The sequence below is a fragment of the Pseudoalteromonas sp. BZA4 genome (assembly GCF_040104395.1).
Lineage (GTDB): Bacteria > Pseudomonadota > Gammaproteobacteria > Enterobacterales > Alteromonadaceae > Pseudoalteromonas.
Genome location: NZ_JBECOT010000003.1, coordinates 53074 through 74576, shown reverse-complemented (window position 1 = coordinate 74576; position 21503 = coordinate 53074). Strand labels below are relative to the sequence as shown.

Here is a 21503-nt window from a genome sequence, read left to right as displayed (position 1 = left end):
TTAGCTGGGCACCGTAATTGTAGCTTCTGTGCCTTGCTGGGGTTTTGAGTTTATTGATAACTCAAAGCCTTGGTTGCGTACAAGTTCTCGGGTGATCACAAGTCCTATACCTGTGCCATTTGCTTTGGTTGAGTAAAATGGCACAAACAAGTTATCGGGGTTTTGAATGCCACAACCTTGGTCGCTAATTGCAATATTTAAGCTATCACCTTGCCTTGACCAAGTGAGGGTTGGGGCAGAATTGCTGCCAGCTTCAAAAGCATTTTTTATCAGGTTGATCAACGCTTGTTCTAGCTGACCGAAATCGGCATTAACATGTAACTCTTCGCTGCTATTTATTACTAGTTCAGGAAAGATAGCGCTTAAACGTGTGTTTAATTGCTCGCTACTAATTGCTTGTTTTTGTGCGGGTGGCAGCTTGGCAAACGCACTGTAACTGGCTACAAAATCAAGCAAGTGTTGAGCGCGTTTTTCTATAACTTGCAGCATATCTTGGGCGAGATCATCGTGACTGCTAATTTGTCCTTGGCGCTTAAGGGTTTGCAATGATTGACTCATTGAATAAATCGGCGTGAGTGAGTTACGCACTTCATGATTTAACACTCGAATTAACCGTTGCCAAACAAGTTGTTCGTTATCGCGAAGCTGTTGCTCAATTGAAAAGAAGGTTAGTAATTCAAAGTTTCTGCCGGTGCGCCAAAAAGTCTGCGATGAGATTTGAAAGCGTTGTTTAAACAGCGAGTCACTATTTTGTTGCCATTCGCCATCATGCAGAGCAATGCCTAAGTCGCTGGCCGATTTACCTTCAATTTGGCGATGACTAATACTGTTTATAAACGCCTTATTACTAAAGTAAATCAAGCCATGGGGGTCTAGTATAACGATGGGTAAGTCCAGCATGCTGGCAAACTCAAAAACAAACTCTTCTGTTTGCATATAATGGCGTTTGTTCTTGGCTATTTTATTGCTGAGCTTGGCAAAATCTTGCTTAAGCGCTGCGACTCGTCCGCTTTGGTAAGACGCTAAATGCCAACTATTACTTTCGTCATTTGCCAATGCATCTAGTTGCAGGCCAAAGCGTTCAACCACATCGGTGATCGCACGGTAGCTTTTAATTAAAGCAAAAGCGCTTATCCCGATAAACGGCAATAATAGGCTGATACTGGCAAACCAATCTAGTTTTAAGCTGAGCGAAAGGGCAATGCCAAGCGTTAATAGCACCGCTATAACCATATAAAAATAGCGTCGAATACGCTGCTCTAACGACAACTTACTACTCATTTAGCGTTCTACTTCTTTTAAATCGAGCTGATGTTTATCAATGCGACGATAAATCGCCGATTTGCTTAACCCTAAAAACTCTCCTGCGGCGATAACATTGCCATTAAATTGCAGCAGCGCTTTTTGAATCATCTGTTTTTCAAGCTCTTCAAGGGGCAATAGTGGCAAAGCTTGTTCGGCATTGCTATTTGTTTGCTCGCAACTTGGTTGATCTAAAATGAGGTCATTGGCTTGAATATTGTTGTTATCGCTCATGATCACCGCGCGTTCAATACAATGGCTTAGCTCACGAATATTACCAGGCCAACTGTATTTTTTTAGCGCCTTTAGAGCGTCATCACTCAGCGCCATATTCGCGCGTTGATATTTTTTACCATGCACCAATAATAAGTGTTCTGCTAAGGGGGCGATATCGTCTTTTCTGTCGCGAAGCGGTGGAATGTGCAGTTCAATAGTATTGAGTCTAAATAATAAGTCACGGCGGAACTCACCCTGCTCAATAGCTGTAGCTAATTCGCTATTGGTGGCAGAAATAATTCGGACATCGGCGGTTTTGGTTTGGCTTGAGCCTAGCACTTCAAATTCTTTGCTTTCTAGCACACGGAGCATTTTACTTTGTAGCTCAAGGCTTAAAGTCGCAATTTCATCTAAAAATAAGGTGCCGCCTTCGGCAATTTCAAAACGCCCTAGGCGGTCTTCTTTGGCGTCAGTAAAAGAGCCTTTCTTGTGGCCAAATAATTCGCTTTCGAATAGCGTCGGCGCAATGGCGCCAACATTCACGCTTACATAGCGTTTATCAGCTCTGAGTGAGTGCTGGTGAATATAATGTGCCAATAAGCTTTTGCCAGTGCCATTTTCGCCGGTAATTAAAATGCTGGCATCGGTTTTAGCTGCGCGCTCAGCTTTGGCAAGCAACAGCTGCATGATTTCTGATTGAGCTATGTAATGTGCTTGTGAGTCACTGGTAAGCGCCTTTAAGCACGCGTTGTCGTGATTACTTTGCTTGAGCTTGAGTTGTTGTTGTACAACGGCGGTTAAGCGCAAGTTATTCCATGGCTTTTCAACAAAGTCGACTGCTCCTAATTGCATGGCTTTAACAGCGACATCAATGCTGGCCCATGCGGTCATCACAATGACAGGTATGGTCGAACCTAATTGATTTAGTTGCTTTAAAAAGCGTAACCCTTCTTCACCTGAGGTGGTGTCGAGCTTGTAGTTCATATCAAGCAAAATCAGGCTAATGTGCTCCGATTTTAATAATTCAAGGGCATGTTGAGGGCCTTCGGCCTCAAGGCAATGTAAGCCCAGTTGTTGTAATGCAACAGTAGCAGCCAGACGCACATCAGCTTGATCGTCTATGACTAAGATTTTGTCCATGATGTTTTCTTATTATCCTGTTGAGGTAGCTTAAGCTAAAACTTAAGCCACCATTTTGTGCTGTTAATCGTTACGTAGTGCGGCCATAGGTTTTGCTTTAAGCAGTAAAACCAAAGGTCTAAAGCAAGCGAATAGCGCAATACATAAGGTAATACTCCAAGCGAGTAATTGCAGTCTTACATCAAGTATCAGCCAAGACATTAGCTGTCCTTGTAACATGTAAAAACCCACCATTACCGCGGCGAGAGCAACCGCAAAGCCAATGAGCACAGGGATAATAGCTTCAACACTCATCAGCTTAAATAAGCGCGCTTTTTTCGCACCTAATGCCATACGAATACCAAACTCATAGCGGCGCAGACCCAGGTTGTAGCTCAGTACCCCAAAAATACCGATTGCTGCTAATAATAGAGTAAATAGCGCTAAGGTACTACACAGAACCACAGTCAGACGGCTCATATACAGTAAATTGTCGTACTCTTGTTGCAGGTCATTAAACTGCCACATGGTTAGGTCGCTGTTCTTTTCTTTTAGCGTATTAAGTATTTGTTTATTAGTCAGCTTAACGCCATCAGAAGCTTTGATAGTAAACATGTAGCTATACGGTGTTGCTGGCCACCAAATGTGACGACCAAACGACTCATCGTAGTATTTAGGGTGATTAAAATCTTCGGTTACACCCACCACTTCATACATCTTTTCTTCTAAGCCTTGGTAGCTTTTGCCGATGATATTTCGATAGTCTTGGCCTGGTAATAAGTTCTCTGCCACGCTGACTGATACCAGTATCTCGTTGGTTTCACCGCGTATTGCTTGTTCAGTAAAGGTGCGGCCAGCGAGAATTTTGGTGTTAACTAACGCAAAGTAATCAGGCCCTACCCACTGACTAGGGAAGAAAATTGAGCTTTTACCGTTTACATCAGTCAGGGTGTTGGCATTTTGTCTTTGCGAAACTGGGCTGTGACCCAGGGCAACATCATCAATACCTTGGCTATCAAGCAAAACCTGCTTGTATTGCAGCATATGTTCGTAGCGCTCCGCCAATGACATCTGATTATTTGGCTGGAACAGGTTAGCAAAATATAGGTTTTCGGTATCACTGCCGAGTGGGCGGTTAATCGTGCCCATGGCTTTACTCACTACCATCACCGAAAAACTCACAAGCAGCGCGGCAACAAACATTTGTGAGCCAATTAAAATACGCACTGTGCGGCCAGATACCTGCGAAACTCCGCCTTTACCACTGTTCTGCATTTGCGTATTTAGGGTTTTGTAATTTACCAAACGCGCTGTAATTACAGAGAAAATATAAGCAAGAGCAATACAAAGTATGATGGCAACAATAACTAACGTGCTATCCACGGCCAAGCTATTAACCAGTGGTAATCGGCCTTCTGCCAATACTTTAAATAAACGTATGCCCCATACCGATAAAAACAGCGCAATGCTTACCGATAAGGTCATTAAAATTAGTGACTGTAAAAAGATACTTTTAAATAACGTGCTGCGTTTTGCACCTAATACCGCCTGTAAGGCGAGAGTTTTATGTTGAGCAAGAGCGCGTGAGAAAAACAAAGTGCTTACATTAAGTACCGCAATAATCAGTAGCCCTACTGCACCGGCTAACATCATTAAGCTTAAGTCATCGTTATTACCCAGCTCAACGTCACGATACGGGGTTACTTCAGGTTTTACATCGGTGATACCACCATTGTTTAGCCACTCTGATTTAACCGTATCAATTTGCTGTTTTAAATCGACTTTAACTTGATCTATGGTGACCCCAGGCTTTAAAACTGCAATCAGTTTTAGGTTTTTAAAAGTGTTTGTCCATGGGCTTTGCCAATCATCATTGTGAAAGAAACGGCGGTCAGCACTTGATGGAAACCATACTTCAACATCGCTTGCTTTAAACATGTAAGGGGGGCTGAATGAGTCATCAACAACACCGACGATACGGTGAACATAATCGGTTTCACCCGCCATGACTGAAAGTGTTTTACCAATAATGTTCGGGTCGCTGTTGTAATGCTTGCGCCAAAAATTGGCAGATATAACAACGCGGTCATCAGGAGTTTCCAGCGTTTCTCCAAGGTCAAAACCCTGTCCCATTAAAAATGGTGTGTTTAATAAGTCAAAATAGTTGCCGCCAACATACAGCACTGGTTCTTTCGGTTCGCCATCTAGGTTTGCAAAGATTTGCTCACCTGCATTGATCATCATACTTTGTTCAAAGCTTTGATTATGCTTAAGCCAATGCACCATCGATTGATAGCTTTGAAAGCCAGTAGCATCGTAGTCATCATAAGTAAGTGATTGCTCAACCACCACCATGCGGCTTTCATCGTACACATCAAGGGGCTTTAAAAAGTAGCTGTTAACAAGGCTAAGCACCACAAACAAGGTGGCCAATGTTAAAGCAAGCGTTGCGATAACCGCAGTGACAAAGCCCGGAGCATTCATTAATGATGCCCACGCTAAGCTTAATTGGGCGCGTGTTTTGGTTAATTTCATTACATCACCTCAGCGCTTTCGAGTACTTGCTCAGCAGTGTCGCTGCTAGGTGCTTGGCGTGCTTCAGAGTAGGAAACAATTTCACCATCTAGCAATTTAAGTTGCGTCTTTGCACGTCCGGCATAACGTAAATCATGGGTTACCATACAAATCGTGGTGCCTTTTTTATTCAGCTCATCAAGCAAGTCCATGACGGCATCACCATTTTTTGAATCTAAGTTACCAGTTGGCTCATCCACCAATAAAATGCTTGGCTTGCCAGCCAGTGCGCGGGCAATAGCAATACGCTGTTGCTGACCACCAGATAATTGATTTGGTTTGTGCTGAGCGCGGTGGCCCATCTCAACTTCATCAAGGGCCTGTTTTACCGCAAGCTCAATTTCGCTCGGGCTCATGGCTGGCTCTCGATAAGTGAGCGGCAGTGCTACGTTGTCAAACACCGATAATTCATCAATTAGGTTAAACGACTGAAATATAAAACCAATGTGAAGGTTTCTAAGTTCAGCTTGCTGATCCATATCAAGGGTTTTTGTGTCGACTTCTTTAATGAAATAGTCGCCAGCAGTTGGGCTATCGAGTAAGCCTAATAATGACAGCAGCGTCGATTTACCACAGCCAGATGGGCCGCTAATGCAGATATAGTCACCTTGGTTAATATTCAGGCTGATGTCTTTTAATGCATAGGTTTCAACATTTTGGCCGCGATAAACTTTGGCGATTTTGTTTAATGAGATAAGCGTATTGGTTTTCATAAACTGTCCTGTTCGATTTTTATTGTTGCCAAATGCTGCCATTTAGAAAGGTCTGAAATGATCAGCTGTTCGCCCACGGTGGCACCGCTCAAAAGTTGAATTTGATTGTCACTGAGTGTACCAAATTCGATATTGGTTGGCGTTGCTAACTGGGTATTTGGATTAAGTTTAAATAGCGTGGCTTCGCTATTTGCTTGTGCTTTTTGCGGCACGTTAATGGTTAACGCATCGGGAATAATGTTGCTAACCACATAGCCTTCAATGCTTAAATCGGGTCGAGCATTAGCAGGCAGTGTGCCTTGTAAATCAAGTTCGATAATAACTCGACCATCGGTAACAATAGGGTCAATTCGGGTGACTTTGGCATCAACTTCACCGTGATCTGCTTGGCTAAAGGTGTTTACTTTCGCTGCCATATTGAGTGCCACTTTTTCGGCATCTGCTTGCTTAACGCTTAGCTCTGCTTTGAGTGCTTTGTTTGATCCAACCACCGCAAGGCGGGTACCCGGCACGAGATTTTGGCCAAGTTCAACATTCAACTCTTGCAGCATGCCATCGATACCTGCCGTTATTTGCAGCTGATCAAAAGCCTGTTGCTCAACTTGATAATTAAGCTCAAATTGGCTTAATAGTTCTTGCTGTATTTTGCTACGTTGTAAGTGCATTTCTTTAAGCTGTGCAAGGCGTTGCTGCTCGATACTTACGCGCTCTGTAAGCTGTGCAACGTTTAGCATGCTTCGTTTGTAATCGAGACTTGAAACAATCCCTTGCTCGATCAGTTTGCTTTCAGCATCGACTCTAAGCTCTGCACTTTGCAGCTCACTTTTTAATATGGCGAGATTTGCTTGGCGCTCAAGTAGTTCACTTTGCTGGTTAATTTTTTGCTCATTAACACTGGCTTTTTGGCGGGCAAGTTCTAGCCGAGCGACCGATAAACGCTGCGCTTGCTGTGGGTTGACGAGGCTTAAAATCACCGTGTCTTTTTTAACGATAGTGCCGGGGTAAACATGGATAGCTTCGACCATTGCGGTGTCGGTATTGGTTAAATAACGTTGATACTTTGGCTTTAAACGACCAAAGCCACGAATTTTTACCACAAAATCGGCTTGTTCTACGGTTGCTATTTGCAGTTGGCTTGCAGCAACCACAGTGGGTGTCGCCCATTGATATACCATTAAAGCGCCAAGAGCCGATACGCCAATAGCTGCACCAGCCAGCCATTTTTTAGCTTTTGATTGCTGAGGTTTGCGTTTTAGTGTGCTGTCTAAATCCATGATACTGAGAAATATAAATAATCATGGAGTAGCTAAGGCGAGTTTTGTGCCAAAAATTAAGGTGTTGAAAAGTAATAACTTTTTGTTTTTTGGAACGTGAGCTTTTCCCACTACTGGGAAAGCGAGTTTTAAAACTGGGAGTGAATGCTTAAATTAGCTTTCTTCGATTTTGCCAACCTGCGAAAGCTGATTAAACAAAATGCCCGCTTGAGTACGGTTATAAACATTGAGTTTGCGTAAAATCGCTGACACATGTTGTTTGATTGTGGTTTCTTGAATCGACATTTCAAAGGCGATTTGTTTATTCAATAAACCGTCGGCAATCATCGCTAGTACGCGGTATTGCTGGGGGGTTAGTTTTTCAAGGTTACGAGCAAATTCGCTTTGTTCGTCATTGATCACCACATCAGTTAAATCTACTTCAGGTGGTAACCAAGTGTCGCCATTGAGTACATGACTAATTGCTTCACTGATGACATCTAAAGAAGATGACTTTGGAATGTAGCCTGCAGCGCCAAGGCTCATAGCTTGTTTGATTATGGCGGGTGTCTCATTGGCAGAGACCATGATCACTAAGATATCAGGGTAGTGGTTACGCAGTTGCGAAAGGGCTTGTAGGCCATTTGCACCTGGGATCGTAAGGTCTAAAAATATTAGTTCAATCTCAGGGTGAGCGCTTAACAGTGTAAACAAACCATCAATGTCACTGGTCTCTTTAATATGTTCTTCAGGCACTGATGTCGCGGCAGCTTGACGCAGCGCACTTCTAAATAACGGGTGATCATCGGCGATTATGGTGTTCACAGCTAAAGACATTCCCTCGATTCTCCAATGCGTTATGTTATAAGTGATTTTGCGCTTTGAAACAAGGTTTGCCTGAAGGGAAGTTCCAGACAAACCTTTCTCACACAAGGATTTAGATTCTATTTTAGAAACGGTAACCAACAGTGAAGGCTACAGTGCGAGGGTCGCCGTAGTAACCAATCAGGGTATTATCACCACCTAAACCTGGAGTGTATTTGCTGATATCTGTTGGGTCTGTTGGATCAGGTGCCACGAATTGGTAACCACCAATCATGTACTCTTCATCCGTTAAGTTTTTACCGTATAGACCTGCAGTCCAGTGACCATCTGTGCTGTACCAAGTGATACCCATATTAAAGATACCGTAAGCATCTTGCGTTAATAGGCTATCTTCTTCGAATAGCGCGTAGTCGCCTCTGTGGTAGTAGTTACCATTGATGACGAAGTCACCCATTTCTGTGTACATACGGTACGTTGCACCCAGATTAAAGGTTAAATCAGGTGTGTTTGATACCGTAAAGCGGTCTGATTTATCGAATGCTTCACCGGTTTCTGGGTCGTAATCAATTACGTTATCGAAGTTACTATCGATGTAACCTACTGATGCATCGAAGCTGAGTGATTCTGTTGCAACATAGTTAAGCTCAAGCTCAATACCATCTGATGTTGACTCACCAATGTTACCTAAACGCTGGTTTAGATCTGCATCTGTTTCACCAGGTAAGACGGAAATATATTGGCGATCTTTATGGTCAAGTGAGAATAAGGTAACGTTTGCACGTAAGTTGTTGTTCCACTCACTCTTCATACCGATTTCGAATGAATCAACAATTTCTGGTTTTGCAGCAGGCTCAGCCGTGCTTGCTCGTGGGTTGAAAGTACCTGATTTAAAGCCTTGCGCATAACTTGCAAAGAACATGATGTCGTTTGAATACTGATATTCAACACCTGCGCGCGGTGTGAAGCGTGACCATTCTTCCTCATCATCGAGTACCGTTGGTACAAGTTGACCTTCTGGGCGAGTGTAACCAGGGATCCAATCTGATTCAGGGTAGACTGTATCAAAAATTAAACCGTTATAAACATTCGCCTCTTTTTTGTCCTTAGTGTAACGTGCGCCGAGTGTCATTGACCATTTATCGGTTAAGTCAATCGAGCTTTGGATATACGCTGCTTTACTGTTTGAGTTACTACAGCCACCTGTTTCACGAGTTAGGCTTGGACCACCTAGTGCCTGACCTAATACTTTTAAGATAGCTTGGAATTGACCGCAAGATTCACCATCATAGTAGTAAAGGCCCGAAACCAGTTTATAGTTATCGCCTTGATGATTTAGCTGTAACTCATGAGTGGTTTGCTCATCATCGTAAATAGCAGGTACATCGAAAATTTGAATTGACGTGTTATCAAAGTCGATATTAGTCGGTGAGTAGCTCTCACGGCTTGAACCAATATATTTAATGCTAGTACGGTCAGTCATATCCCAACGAGCAGTTAGGCTATAGCCTTCTAGTTCAACCTTGTTCCATGTTGGTAAGCTGGTGTAAGAGTCATACACGCTGTCTGGAACTGGCGCATCAGTAAGAATACTTGGTAGTAAACGGTAACCACCTTTTGCGTTTGATTTGTCTTCTGTTTTATCCCACGCGAAACGGAAGAATAAGTCGTCAGTCGGAGTGTATTCGAGTGTAACGCGAGCTGCGGTTACGTCTTTGTTGTAGTTTTCGCGGTCTTGGTTATCAAGAGAAGACGTTAAAAATTCGCCAAAGCCATCACGGTTAAGTGTTGCAAAACCAAAGCCCACGTAAAGCTTTTCGTCAACAATTGGTAATTGGCCAGTAATTTTTAAATCTTTTTGGTTATAGCTACCTACAGTGCCTTGAATATTTAAGGTTGCATCACCGCTCATTTCTTTGGTGACGTATTTAATCGCACCACCGATGGTATTTTTACCGTAAAGCGTCCCTTGTGGACCACGTAATACTTCGATTTGTTGCACATCAAGAAGGTCAAGCACGGCACCCTGTGGACGAGCAAGGTAGACATCATCGATATAAATACCTACGCCTGGCTCATACCCCCAAAGAGGATCTTGCTGACCTACACCACGAATAAACGCGGTAATTGTAGAGTTAGTACCACGGCTTGCTTGCAGGGTGGTATTTGGCGAGAACTGTTGAACTTCGGTCATAACGACGATGCCATTTTCTGCCAGTTCCTCAGCACCCACTGAGGTTACAGCAACAGGAACTTCTTGCAGGTTTTCAACAGTTTTACGTGCTGTTACCTGAATACGTTCAAGTTCACCTTTTTTTGCTGCAGGTTCGGCTTGTTCTGCCGCTTGAGCACTGACACCTGCCAAAGCAAGTGATACAGCCAGAGTAAGTGGCGCGACTTTTGGGTTAAGCTTTATCATGTTGTATTCCTTGTTATTGTTGTCATTAGTCTTATGGCCACTCACATTGATGTTGCCGAAGACTTAATAAGATTTGCCCGTGTCACCTGTCAATTAATGTAGAAGATAGTTGCAGAAATTGAATTAGTACCATAGTGCTATACCCGCCACAGCCCTTTATTTATCAAGCAATTAAGCTATTTTTAAAGCAGATAGTACCTTAGTGTTATGTATTTTTTGAACGCTTAGGGTAAGACTGAAAGCATTATTCCGATGTCACCTCATCTGTGTAATAACAATAATTATAGGAATGTCTATGCTGAGCATGATAGGACTGTTAGGCGGTTTAATACTGCTGATCATTTTAACGCTGCGTGGGGTAAATTTATTTATCGCTGCGCCAATCTGTGCACTGTTAGTTGCACTTAGTAGTGGCATGGCCATTTTCCCTGTATCGGCAGATACAAACTTTATTAACGCCTATATGGATGGCTTTGCAGGCTTCTTAAGTGCGTGGTTCTTTATGTTCTTACTGGGGTCGTTATTCGGTAAGTTCATGGAAGACACCGGTGCTGCAGACAGTGTTGCAAGCTACATTGTGGGTAAACTTGGTATGAAACACGCCGTTCTTGCGGTTGTGATTGCCTGTGCAGTTTTAACCTATGGTGGCGTGAGCGTCTTTATTGTTGCGTTTTCTGTTTACCCAATGGCATTGAGTCTGTTTAAAGATGCAAATTTACCGCGCCGCTTTATTCCAGCAACGCTGGCATTTGGTTCGGTGACCTTTACCATGACCTCAGCAGGCTCGCCAGAAATTCAAAACTGGATCCCGGTTAAACACCTTGGTACGTCACCTTATGCAGCATGGGAAGTGAGCTTAGTGGTGGCTATTTTCATGGCGACAGCAGGTTACTTTTGGTTAAACAAGATGATCAAAAAGGCCGTTGCTAACGGCGAAACCTTTGAAGCGCGCGATGATGATCCTGTCATTATTGAGCGTCGTCGTCCGCATCCAATTACGGGTGTGATCCCGCTGATCGTGGTGCTACTTTTATCATTTACGCTACATGATGTACTACAGCAAACAGCGCTTATTGTTGCCTTACTTGGTGGTGTACTGAGTATTGTGATTATTAACTTCAAGCATTTTCACGATATGGGTAACGCCATTAATGTTGGTACAACTGGCGCTTTAGTGGCAATCGGTAATACCGCTGCTGTGGTTGGCTTTGGCGCTGTGGCGAAAGTATCACCAGCATTTACCGCCGCTGTCGATGTGATGACCCATATGCCGGGGAATGAGTTGGTTGGTGCTGCGGTTGCGGTCAGTGTGATTGCTGGTTTAACTGGCTCTGCTTCTGGCGGACAAGCCATCGCATTACCACTTGTCGCACCAGGTTATTTAGATATGGGCGTAAACCCTGAACAACTGCACCGAGTAGTGGCGATTAGCTCTGGAGCCCTAGATACCTTGCCGCATAATGGTTATGTGGTCACAACAATACGCGCGATCTGTAAAGAAACGCATCAACGAGCGTATTGGTCAATGGCAGCACTCACTGCGGTTATTCCGCTTATCGGTGTCGCATTGGCACTTGGACTCTTTATTATCTTTTAAGGAACAGCAATGAAAACCAAATTAATAATTTTGCTATGGCTGGTTGTATTTAGTAGCACTGCGTTTGGCGCTGCAAATAAAGCCGACACCATGCTGGTGGAAAAACAGCATTTTACGACAAAAGATTTTACCACCGTGTCTGGTGTGACGTTAGAGCAAGTGGATATTGGCTGGGAAAGCTACGGAAAACTAAACGCCAATAAAGATAACGTGATTTTAATCACTCATTACTTCTCTGGTACTTCTCATGCCGCAGGTAAATATAAAGCAGATGATGCCCTACCGGGTTATTGGGATGCGATTATCGGCCCAGGTAAAGCTATCGATACCAATAAATATTATGTGATTAGCTCAGATACCTTAGTGAATGCCAACTGGCATGATCCGAATGTCATCACCACAGGCCCTGCGTCAACTAATCCAAAAACAGGCAAACCTTATGGTTTAGATTTTCCTGTGGTTACGATTACTGACTTTGTGAATGTGCAAAAGCGCTTACTCGACAGCCTAGGTATCACTAAATTACATGCTGTGATGGGCGCATCAATGGGATCGTTTCAAGCACTTGAGTGGGCAACACGTTATCCAGATAAAGTAGAGCGTTTAATTCATGTGATTGGCGCTGCAACGATGGATGCATGGACAGTCGCGGCACTTGAAAAATGGGCGTTACCAATTCGTTTAGATAAAAACTGGCAGCAAGGTAATTACTACGGCAAAGAGCGCCCGTTAGATGGCTTAGCGGCAACCATGCTTAATATTACGCAAGATGCGATGCATCCTATTATTTATAACGCGAGCTTCCCTGACTTTAATGTATTGGATGAAGGTGCATTAAAAGATATTCGCACCTTGCCTAAGTTAAACCAAGTACTTGCTCAGCGCGCAATGGCACGAGCGAAAACGCAAGATGCCAACCATGTACTTTATTTGGTCCGGGCATCACAGTTATTTACCGCTGGCATGCAAAGTGATTTAACAACGGCACTTAAAAATGTCTCTGCCAAAACATTATTACTACCCGCAACGAACGACTTACTGCTTCGCCCTGAAAACATGCGTACTGTGTTTGACACCATGAAAGCGGCAGGTAAAGACGTTGAGATTTCAGAAATTGAAGGGGGCTGGGGACACCTTGATGGTATTTTCTCAATCACCCCTAAAGCGCAGCTTATCAGTGAGTTTTTAGAGGAGTAGCCCGATGAGCAAAACAGTTTTAATTACCGGTGCAGCCAGTGGTATTGGTCTATATGTTGCCCAGCAACTGGCGATGCAAGGTCACACTATTATTGTGACTGATTTAAATCAGCAAGCAGCACAACAAGCGGCAGCAGGCATTGTTGAGCAAGGTGGTAGCGCCGAAGGGTATGCACTTAATGTGGCTGATAGTGATGCAATAGAGCAGTTTTTCACTGAGCTTAATCAGCCAATTGATGTACTTATTAATAATGCAGGTATTCAGCATGTTGCAAAGCTTGAAGATTTTCCGGCTGATAAATGGCAGTTCTTACAGCAAGTTATGCTCGTTGGCCCGGCGATGATGACCAAGGCGGTACTCCCTCGCATGCGTAAGCAAGATTTTGGTCGCATCATTAATATTGGCTCAATTCATGCCATGGTGGCTTCTAAATATAAGTCGGCTTATATCGCTGCAAAACATGGCTTAATCGGCTTTGCTAAAACCATGGCACTTGAAACGGGCGATGCCAATATCACGATTAATACCGTGTGCCCAGCCTATGTAAAAACACCGCTTGTGGAGCAACAAATTGCCTCGCAAGCTAAAGAACATGGCATTTCGGAGCAACAAGTGATCGACACGATTATGCTAGCACCGATGCCGAAAAAAGCATTTATCGGCTTAGATGAGATCCTGCATACCGTTAGCTTTTTAATGGCCGATGCAGCACGCAATATTACCGCCCAAGCAATCGCCATTGATGGCGGTTGGACTGCACAGTAGGAGGAGCCAATGGCAGGTTTTGATAAAGTAGTTACAAGTTACAGCGAAGCGATGGCTGGTCTTGAAGATGGCATGACAGTGATAGCCGGTGGTTTTGGTTTATGTGGTATTCCTGAAGGACTGATTGCGCAAATTAAACGTCAAGGCACCCGAGATTTAACCGTGGTATCGAATAACTGTGGCGTTGATGGTTTTGGTCTAGGAGTGCTACTTGAAGACAAGCAAATCAGTAAGATGGTTGCCTCTTACGTTGGTGAAAACGCGCTATTTGAGCAGCAACTATTAAATGGTGAACTTGAAGTTGAGCTCACACCGCAAGGCACTTTAGCTGAAAAAATGCGTGCTGGTGGTGCGGGTATTCCTGCATTTTATACCGCAACGGGTGTCGGTACACCGGTGGCTGACGGTAAAGAAACCCGCAATATTAATGGTCGCGATTATTTATTAGAGCCAAGCATTACTGGCGACTTTGCGATAGTTAAAGCGTGGAAAGCAGATCGCTACGGTAACTGTATTTATCGTCATACGGCGATGAACTTTAATCCGATGGCAGCAACCGCAGGCAAAATTACGGTTCTTGAAGTTGAAGAAATTGTTGAGCCAGGGGAGCTAGAGCCAAGCCAAATTCATACGCCGGGTATCTATATTGACCGAGTGATTAAAGGTGAATTTGAAAAACGCATCGAGAAAGTTACCACTAAGCAAGAGAATCAATAAGGAGCACGCTGATGGCATTATCACGAGAACAAATCGCTAAACGCGTGGCGATGGAACTACAGGATGGTTACTACGTTAACTTAGGCATAGGTATTCCAACCTTGGTCGCTAATTATGTCCCTGATGGCATCGAAGTGATGCTGCAATCTGAAAATGGTTTACTCGGTATGGGGCCATACCCAAGTGCAGACCAAGTTGATGCCGATATGATCAACGCAGGTAAAGAAACGGTCACCGCTGCAACGGGGGCGGCTATATTTAGCTCCGCAGAAAGCTTTGCCATGATCCGCGGCGGCCACGTTGATTTAACCGTGCTGGGTGCGTTTGAAGTGGACCAAAACGGCAACATTGCCAGTTGGATGATCCCGAAAAAGTTGGTTAAAGGGATGGGCGGTGCGATGGATTTAGTAGCCGGTGCTAAAAACATTATTTGTACCATGACCCATGCCAACAAGCATGGTGAATCAAAACTGCTGACCGAATGTAGTTTGCCGTTAACGGGTGTTGGTTGTATCAATAAAGTGATCACTGATTTGGCTCTTTTAGAAATAAAAGACGGTGCATTTCATTTATTAGAGCGTGCCCCAGGTGTCTCGGTTGATGAGATTATTGCTAAGACACAGGGCAAACTTATTGTCTCTGGTGACGTTCCTGAGATGACTTTTAGCTAGTTTTGCGACTTTTAAGCAGCTAATTTGCCTAGATTTTATACTAACCCCCAGTAATGTGCTTTTTGTTCATGAGTTTTATGAACAAAAAGCCATTTATCACCATCAATGCAACTTACCCCCTAAACATTTCGTTAATCTATCGTTAACACTATGCTCCAAACCAGATCGCCATTTGCAGTAGGCCGATCAACGACAACAAATAACTATAATCTGGTGTGGAGTAATTCATGAAAGCAAGTAACACACAGCTCGCTTTAGCCGTTGCAGCGGCGTTAGCAAGTACATCAGCATTCGCACAAAGCGACACTGAACAACTACAGCAACAACTCGATGCACTTCAAAAAGAAGTGGATTCATTAAAAACATCTAGCGGCTTCAACCTAGAATTTGGTGGTCGCGTGCAACTTGATTACAACTATTTCGACGGTGCTTACAATGCCGACAATGATGGCGCTGGAGGCAGCGACTTCTTCCCACGTCGTATCCGTACTTATGTTGAAAGTGAACATGGCAACTGGGATCACAAATTACTACTCGAATTTTCTGAAGGCACGGCTGAAATCGTGTTAGCGCGGGTACGTTATGCATTCGACAACGGCTTAAAAGTAAAAGCCGGTAAAATCCGTGAAGACATGTCGCTCAATGCGCTAACCAGTTCTAAACACATTAATACTATTGAGCGTAGCACCCTTGCTAACACCTTCTCGCCTTTCTTCCGCTGGGGTATCTCGGCTTATCAATACTTTAAAGATTCAGGCTTACGTTACGCCGTGGGTGTTTACAAAAACGATGCGTTTGGTGCATCGGGCCATGACGAAGATGACAAACTGACATTGGCTGTAACAGGTCGCTTAACCTGGTCAAGTGCAGCGCCGGGTGATGTGATTCATTTAGGTGCTTGGCACTCTTATCGTGATATGGGCGACAATGATTTGAGCGCTCGTTTTGCCCGTGGTGAAGTGCGTGAAACCAATGTTCGCTTAGTGGATTACGCAGTCGGTGGTGAAGCCGCAGCGCTAAATAGCATGTCGCAAAGCGGTCTTGAGTTTGCCTACCAAGCTAATGCATTCACTCTAGAGGCTGAATATGCCAGCCGCTACCTCGATACGGTTGATAGTAGCAACGAACTTGATGGTGAACGTTTTGATGGCTTTCATGTATCGGCAAGTTACTTCTTAGGTGGTGAGCAGCGCCGTTACAAAGCAGGCTCAGCATTATTTGTACAACCGAAAGGGATTAAAGATGCATGGGAGCTTGTTGCCCGTGTGTCACAAATGAACGCTAGCAGCAAACAGCAAGGTACCGACGTAACCACTTATACGTTAGGCACATCATATTACCTAAGCAGCGATATCAAATTTATGGGCAACCTGATTTACAGCGATGTTGATGGTGCCGGTGCTTCTACGCTGGTAGGTGATGAAGATTCAGGTATGGGCATCAGTGCTCGTATGCAGTACTTATTTTAGGAGTCGTGCATTATGACTATGTTTAAATCATTAAAAAGATCTGTTTTAGCAGCTTCATTATTAGTAGCCAGCCCACTGGCTTTAGCAAACTTACACTTTTTGGTACCGGGTGGCCCAGGCGGCGGTTGGGATACCACCGCGCGTGGTGTCGGTGAAGCAATGGTAAAAGCGGGCATTGAAGAAAATGCATCGTTTCAGAATATGTCGGGCGGCGGCGGTGGCCGTGCAATTGCTTACTTGATTGAATCGGGCACTAAAAAAGGCGATATGTTGATGGTTAACTCAACGCCTATCGTACTGCGCGCATTATCAGGCAAAATTCCTTACAGCTATCGCGATTTAACACCCGTTGCCAGCATGATTGCTGATTATGGTGCATTTGTGGTGCGTAATGACTCGCCATTTAAAACATGGCAAGACGTTATTGATGCAATGAAAAAAGACCCAGGCTCTGTAAAAGTAGCAGGTGGCTCTGCGCGCGGCAGCATGGATCACTTAGTGGCTGCACAAGCGGTTAAAGCGGCGGGTCTTGATGGTCGTCGATTACGTTACATTCCATACGATGCCGGTGGTAAAGCGAAAGCTGGTTTATTGTCGGGTGAGGTCAACTTACTTTCAACAGGCTTAAGTGAAGCACTCGAAGTCGCTAATGGTGGTCAGGCACGTATTTTAGCGGTGACTTCTGCAGATAAATTGCCAGATTACCCAGCAATTCCAACCTTAAAGTCGCTAGGTTACGACATGGAGTTCGTAAACTGGCGCGGCTTTTTTGCAACCCCAGATTTACCAGCAGACAAACTTGCCGAGTACACAGAAAAGCTACGTAAGTTGCAACAAACCCCTGAATGGGAAGCGGTTCGTGCCCGCAATGGTTGGCTAAATCTATTTCAAGAAAAAGAAGCGTTTATTAAATCGCTTGAGCAGCAAGAAGCGCAATTACGCGTTGTAATGAAAGAACTTGGTTTTATCCGAGGCTAAGGTTAGACGATGTTAAACCGTGAACTAATTGGACCGAGTTTATTCTTGGTCCTCTTTACCCTCTACGCCCTTGTGGCTTGGCAAATTCCACTTATGCCATTTGAAGAGTACGAAAGCGTTACTTCTGCAACCTTACCAAAAGTGTATGCAGTATTTGGTATCGTGGTGTGTGTACTTTCGATTGGTGCCAACTTATTAAAGCAAGCGCCAGCAGAAAAAGCAGAGCTACTCAGTAAGGGCAACTTACTACGTACCTTTGCACTGCTGGTTTTAATGGTGGCTTATAGCGCCATGCTTGAACCGTTCGGCTTTTTAATTGCCACCAGTGCATTTTTAATTACGGGCTTTTTTATCATGGGCGAACGCCGTAAGGCAGTGTTGTTGTTTGCTTCTGTGCCTGTGGCCGTGGTTTTTTGGTTTTTAATGACACAAGTACTGGGCATTTACTTAGTACCTGGCAATCTGTGGAGTTAAGTTATGCTTGATGGAATTATGTTAGGTTTGTCGACCGTACTCGACTGGAACAACTTGTTATATGTGATCGTAGGCTGCTTTGTTGGCACGTTCATCGGTATGCTACCTGGCCTTGGCCCAATTACCGCGATTGCGTTGATGATACCGATCACTTACAGCATCGGTGCTGATTCGGGCATGATTTTAATGGCCGGTGTTTACTACGGGGCTATATTCGGTGGCTCTACTTCTTCTATTTTGATTAATGCGCCGGGTGTGGCGGGTACGGTAGCGTCATCGTTTGATGGCTACCCGCTAGCAAAGCAGGGTAAGGCAGGTAAAGCCCTTGCGATTGCAGCTTATTCATCCTTTATAGGCGGGACCATTGGCGCCATTTTACTGATGGTGGCTGCGCCATTATTAGCGAAAGTGTCATTAAGTTTCCAATCGCCTGATTATGTTGTACTGATGTTTTTAGGCTTAACGGCTATCGCTGCGTTCTCTAATAAAGGGCAATTTTTAAAAGCTATGATGATGACGGTATTTGGTTTGATGCTGGCAACGGTAGGTATTGATCCCTCTTCAGGTACCGAGCGCTTTACTTTTGGCCAAGCTGATTTATTAGATGGTATTAGCTTTTTATTAGTAGCAATGGCAACGTTTGCGTTGGCTGAGGCGCTGATTAATGTGGCACGCCCTGAAGCTGAACCAGATAAAAAAATTGATGATCCTGATACGCCAAAAATTGGCTCAACAAAACTGACTAAAGAAGAAGTAAAAGACATGGCTCCTGTAGTTGGGCGCTCATCTTTACTTGGCTTTATTGTCGGTGTTTTACCGGGCGCAGGGGCAACCATTGCCAGCTTTATGGCCTATGCTACTGAGCGTAACCTTGCTCCAAAGGCGCTGAAAGATAAATTTGGTAAGGGCTCAATGCGTGGCTTAGCGGCACCTGAGTCAGCTAATAATGCTGCCTGTACTGGCTCATTTGTACCATTACTGACTTTAGGTATTCCGGGCTCTGGTACAACAGCGATCATGCTAGGTGCATTAATTGCCTACGGTATTCAGCCGGGCCCTATGTTAATGCAAGAAAACCCAAGCGTGTTTTGGGCAGTTATTGTTAGTATGTACTTTGGCAATATTGTACTGCTGATTTTGAATCTGCCGTTGATCCCATATTTCGCTAAAGTGTTGGCAATGCCTAAATCTGTGCTGACAGTAATGATTTTATTCTTCAGCCTGATTGGTGTGTACTTAGTGTCATTTAACACCTTTGATTTATTTATGATGGTGGGCTTTGCGCTGGTGGCTTTGGTGCTTCGATTATTAGCTTTCCCGATGGCGCCTTTATTACTGGGCTTTATACTCGGTGATATGATTGAGCGAAACTTCCGTCGTGCCATGATGATTTCAGATGGCTCGCTGAGCTTTTTATGGGACCGCCCATTAACACTGAGTATTTTTGTGATTTCGATCTTAGTGTTGTTGTTCCCACTGAAAGACTATATTGTCCAACGTCGTAAAGAAAAAGCAGCTACGCAAGCAGAGCAACATGCGTAGAACAAGGCACTGATATGAGATACACCAATAAGCTAAACCCATTTCAGCATGTGGTTAAAAAACCTAAGCGCTTAGAAACGCGGCTCATTATTTGGGTTACCGGTCTATGTGTTTTACAGGCTGTATTGTTTGGCGCTTTGGTGTATCAGATCACTGCAGAAAGCTTACATAACCACATGGGTGATAAAGCGCTTGCGCTCGCAACCAGTATTGCCTCACGGGATGACGTGCAAAGCGCATTGCAAACCAAGCAAGGGCTTGATGAGCTAAATACGCAAATAGAGCATATTCGTGAACTCACCGCAGCTAGCTTTATCGTGATTGGTGATAACAATACCCGCCGCATTGTTCACCCAGACCCCGACAAGCTAGGTAAGCCGATGGTGGGTGGTGACAGTAAAGCGGCACTGCGTGGTGAGCGTTATGTGTCGATTGCAAAAGGGAGTTTGGGCGAGTCTATTCGTGGCAAAGTCCCCGTGCTTTCAGAGCAGGGCGAAGTTATTGGCTTAGTTTCGGTTGGCTTTTTAGTGCAATCAATTGAACCGCTTATTCGTGCTCGCAGTGCTGAAATTATGCTTTGGGGTTTGTTGTTAGTAGGTTTAAGTATTTTGGCCGCGGTGTATATTGGTCAACGGGTTCGTAATGCTATTTTTGGGTTACAGCCTGACGAAATAGCACGGTTGTTCTCTGAGCAAGATGCTATTTTGAATACTGTTCGTAGCGGCATTATCGCCCTCGATCCTGAGGGTAATGTACGTAACTTAAACCAGCGTGCCTGCGAAATCCTCGGTAAACCGACCAGCTGTATTCATCAGCCACTTAAGCTTGCAGACTTACTTCCAGAACATAGCGAGTTTTTAATGCATAACCAACAGCGTCCGATTGTTGGTTTTGAATTATTTGCCGCCGATAAACGCATTGTGTTGTCGCGATATGCATTGCAAGTGCAAGGTCAGGCTGATGGCATTTTGCTGAGTATGCGCCCTGCGGATGAACTTGAATATTTATCGCAGCAATTAACCAAAGTGCAAGCCTTTGCTGAGTTATTACGAGTGCAAACGCATGATTACTCGAACAAGCTAAACTTAATTGGTGCGTTAATTCAGATGGGGCAAACGGATCAGGCGATTGAGCTAATTGGTCAAGAAAGTAAAGGCTCGCAAGCGCAGATCCATCATTTGCTCGAAAGGATCCAAGATCCGGTACTAGCAGGTTTATTGGTTGGTAAATACCATAAAGCCCGTGAATTAAACGTGATACTTGAGCTTAATCCAGATAGCTTATTAGGACCGATCACTCGTAAAGATATGCTTGAACGGGTTGTCTCGATACTTGGCAATTTGATTGATAACGCAATTGAAGCTGCTATTCGAGCTAGTGATACACGTACCCCTAAGGTTCGTGTTACGGTTGACGAAACCAGTAAAACATTATTGTTTGATGTTGAAGACAGCGGCTTTGGTTTAGGTGATGACAAGGATGTGATATTCACACCACAATACAGTTCTAAGTCAGGGGCAGAGCATGGTATTGGCCTATATTTAGTTAAAACCAACTTAGATTCGTGTCGTGGTAGTTTAGAAATAGGTGAGTCTGATCTGATGGGGGCACGCTTAAGTGTCTACATTCCAAAATAATAAAAAATGATCAGCCTATAAATAAAAGGTAAAGAAC

General features: G+C 44.1%; 17 protein-coding genes. 10 read left to right on the top strand and 7 right to left on the bottom strand.

The annotated features are described in order from the left end of the window. The 7 genes from ABMY41_RS02315 to ABMY41_RS02285 form a co-directional block, all read right to left on the bottom strand. On the bottom strand, window positions 1-1281 hold the full coding sequence (locus ABMY41_RS02315; protein WP_252950588.1) for a HAMP domain-containing sensor histidine kinase: 1281 nt from the start codon (window positions 1279-1281) through the stop codon (window positions 1-3). Next, window positions 1282-2658 carry a sigma-54 dependent transcriptional regulator gene (locus ABMY41_RS02310; RefSeq protein ID WP_349274052.1) on the bottom strand — a complete coding sequence of 459 codons (1377 nt, stop codon included), beginning with the start codon at window positions 2656-2658 and terminating at the stop codon, window positions 1282-1284. A gap of 63 nt (window positions 2659-2721) precedes the next feature. Continuing rightward, the gene (locus ABMY41_RS02305) at window positions 2722-5172 is read right to left on the bottom strand and encodes an ABC transporter permease (protein ID WP_349274051.1); all 2451 of its coding nucleotides are present in this window, start codon (window positions 5170-5172) and stop codon (window positions 2722-2724) included. Next, on the bottom strand, window positions 5172-5924 hold the full coding sequence (locus tag ABMY41_RS02300; protein ID WP_130050224.1) for an ABC transporter ATP-binding protein: 753 nt from the start codon (window positions 5922-5924) through the stop codon (window positions 5172-5174). The genes ABMY41_RS02305 and ABMY41_RS02300 overlap by 1 nt, the downstream gene beginning before the upstream one ends. Further along, window positions 5921-7198, bottom strand: a complete 1278-nt coding sequence (locus ABMY41_RS02295) for an HlyD family efflux transporter periplasmic adaptor subunit (RefSeq protein WP_349274050.1) — start codon at window positions 7196-7198, stop codon at window positions 5921-5923. The genes ABMY41_RS02300 and ABMY41_RS02295 overlap by 4 nt, the downstream gene beginning before the upstream one ends. 153 nt (window positions 7199-7351) lie before the next feature. Beyond that, window positions 7352-8014 carry a response regulator transcription factor gene (locus tag ABMY41_RS02290; RefSeq protein ID WP_054562939.1) on the bottom strand — a complete coding sequence of 221 codons (663 nt, stop codon included), beginning with the start codon at window positions 8012-8014 and terminating at the stop codon, window positions 7352-7354. A 112-nt stretch (window positions 8015-8126) separates the two neighbouring features. Further along, window positions 8127-10418, bottom strand: coding sequence for a TonB-dependent receptor (locus tag ABMY41_RS02285; protein ID WP_349274049.1), 2292 nt, complete (start codon window positions 10416-10418; stop codon window positions 8127-8129). A 295-nt stretch (window positions 10419-10713) separates the two neighbouring features. Between ABMY41_RS02285 and ABMY41_RS02280 the strand changes: the two genes are divergently transcribed. The 10 genes from ABMY41_RS02280 (at window position 10714) to ABMY41_RS02235 (ending at window position 21466) form a co-directional block, all read left to right on the top strand. Then, window positions 10714-12015, top strand: a complete 1302-nt coding sequence (locus tag ABMY41_RS02280) for a GntP family permease (RefSeq protein WP_054562937.1) — start codon at window positions 10714-10716, stop codon at window positions 12013-12015. 9 nt (window positions 12016-12024) lie between these two features. After that, window positions 12025-13212 carry a homoserine O-acetyltransferase gene (locus tag ABMY41_RS02275; protein WP_349274048.1) on the top strand — a complete coding sequence of 396 codons (1188 nt, stop codon included), beginning with the start codon at window positions 12025-12027 and terminating at the stop codon, window positions 13210-13212. Window positions 13213-13216: 4 nt separating this feature from the next. Then, window positions 13217-13978 carry a 3-hydroxybutyrate dehydrogenase gene (locus tag ABMY41_RS02270; protein WP_349274047.1) on the top strand — a complete coding sequence of 254 codons (762 nt, stop codon included), beginning with the start codon at window positions 13217-13219 and terminating at the stop codon, window positions 13976-13978. Between the two features lie 9 nt (window positions 13979-13987). Further along, window positions 13988-14695 (top strand): CoA transferase subunit A, encoded by a 708-nt coding sequence (locus tag ABMY41_RS02265; RefSeq protein WP_063527828.1) that lies wholly within the window; start codon window positions 13988-13990, stop codon window positions 14693-14695. Window positions 14696-14706: 11 nt separating this feature from the next. Next, window positions 14707-15366 carry a 3-oxoacid CoA-transferase subunit B gene (locus ABMY41_RS02260; RefSeq protein ID WP_054562936.1) on the top strand — a complete coding sequence of 220 codons (660 nt, stop codon included), beginning with the start codon at window positions 14707-14709 and terminating at the stop codon, window positions 15364-15366. A gap of 227 nt (window positions 15367-15593) precedes the next feature. Beyond that, on the top strand, window positions 15594-16835 hold the full coding sequence (locus ABMY41_RS02255) for a porin (RefSeq protein WP_175079423.1): 1242 nt from the start codon (window positions 15594-15596) through the stop codon (window positions 16833-16835). 18 nt (window positions 16836-16853) lie between these two features. Then, the gene (locus ABMY41_RS02250; protein WP_349274098.1) at window positions 16854-17813 is read left to right on the top strand and encodes a tripartite tricarboxylate transporter substrate-binding protein; all 960 of its coding nucleotides are present in this window, start codon (window positions 16854-16856) and stop codon (window positions 17811-17813) included. A 9-nt stretch (window positions 17814-17822) separates the two neighbouring features. Continuing rightward, the gene (locus ABMY41_RS02245; protein WP_054562934.1) at window positions 17823-18287 is read left to right on the top strand and encodes a tripartite tricarboxylate transporter TctB family protein; all 465 of its coding nucleotides are present in this window, start codon (window positions 17823-17825) and stop codon (window positions 18285-18287) included. Between the two features lie 3 nt (window positions 18288-18290). After that, complete coding sequence (locus tag ABMY41_RS02240) at window positions 18291-19829, top strand: tripartite tricarboxylate transporter permease (protein ID WP_054552331.1); 1539 nt, start codon at window positions 18291-18293, stop codon at window positions 19827-19829. A gap of 14 nt (window positions 19830-19843) precedes the next feature. Then, the gene (locus tag ABMY41_RS02235; RefSeq protein WP_349274046.1) at window positions 19844-21466 is read left to right on the top strand and encodes a sensor histidine kinase; all 1623 of its coding nucleotides are present in this window, start codon (window positions 19844-19846) and stop codon (window positions 21464-21466) included. Window positions 21467-21503 lie beyond the last annotated feature (37 nt).

What these genes read in the sequence shown, in the direction of transcription:
- ABMY41_RS02315 (WP_252950588.1), bottom strand. Translation starts at nt 1,281, where the DNA reads ATGAGTAGTAAGTTGTCGTTAGAGCAGCGTATTCGACGCTATTTTTAT.
- ABMY41_RS02310 (WP_349274052.1), bottom strand. Translation starts at nt 2,658, where the DNA reads ATGGACAAAATCTTAGTCATAGACGATCAAGCTGATGTGCGTCTGGCT.
- ABMY41_RS02305 (WP_349274051.1), bottom strand. Translation starts at nt 5,172, where the DNA reads ATGAAATTAACCAAAACACGCGCCCAATTAAGCTTAGCGTGGGCATCA.
- ABMY41_RS02300 (WP_130050224.1), bottom strand. Translation starts at nt 5,924, where the DNA reads ATGAAAACCAATACGCTTATCTCATTAAACAAAATCGCCAAAGTTTAT.
- ABMY41_RS02295 (WP_349274050.1), bottom strand. Translation starts at nt 7,198, where the DNA reads ATGGATTTAGACAGCACACTAAAACGCAAACCTCAGCAATCAAAAGCT.
- ABMY41_RS02290 (WP_054562939.1), bottom strand. Translation starts at nt 8,014, where the DNA reads ATGTCTTTAGCTGTGAACACCATAATCGCCGATGATCACCCGTTATTT.
- ABMY41_RS02285 (WP_349274049.1), bottom strand. Translation starts at nt 10,418, where the DNA reads ATGATAAAGCTTAACCCAAAAGTCGCGCCACTTACTCTGGCTGTATCA.
- ABMY41_RS02280 (WP_054562937.1), top strand. Translation starts at nt 10,714, where the DNA reads ATGCTGAGCATGATAGGACTGTTAGGCGGTTTAATACTGCTGATCATT.
- ABMY41_RS02275 (WP_349274048.1), top strand. Translation starts at nt 12,025, where the DNA reads ATGAAAACCAAATTAATAATTTTGCTATGGCTGGTTGTATTTAGTAGC.
- ABMY41_RS02270 (WP_349274047.1), top strand. Translation starts at nt 13,217, where the DNA reads ATGAGCAAAACAGTTTTAATTACCGGTGCAGCCAGTGGTATTGGTCTA.
- ABMY41_RS02265 (WP_063527828.1), top strand. Translation starts at nt 13,988, where the DNA reads ATGGCAGGTTTTGATAAAGTAGTTACAAGTTACAGCGAAGCGATGGCT.
- ABMY41_RS02260 (WP_054562936.1), top strand. Translation starts at nt 14,707, where the DNA reads ATGGCATTATCACGAGAACAAATCGCTAAACGCGTGGCGATGGAACTA.
- ABMY41_RS02255 (WP_175079423.1), top strand. Translation starts at nt 15,594, where the DNA reads ATGAAAGCAAGTAACACACAGCTCGCTTTAGCCGTTGCAGCGGCGTTA.
- ABMY41_RS02250 (WP_349274098.1), top strand. Translation starts at nt 16,854, where the DNA reads ATGTTTAAATCATTAAAAAGATCTGTTTTAGCAGCTTCATTATTAGTA.
- ABMY41_RS02245 (WP_054562934.1), top strand. Translation starts at nt 17,823, where the DNA reads ATGTTAAACCGTGAACTAATTGGACCGAGTTTATTCTTGGTCCTCTTT.
- ABMY41_RS02240 (WP_054552331.1), top strand. Translation starts at nt 18,291, where the DNA reads ATGCTTGATGGAATTATGTTAGGTTTGTCGACCGTACTCGACTGGAAC.
- ABMY41_RS02235 (WP_349274046.1), top strand. Translation starts at nt 19,844, where the DNA reads ATGAGATACACCAATAAGCTAAACCCATTTCAGCATGTGGTTAAAAAA.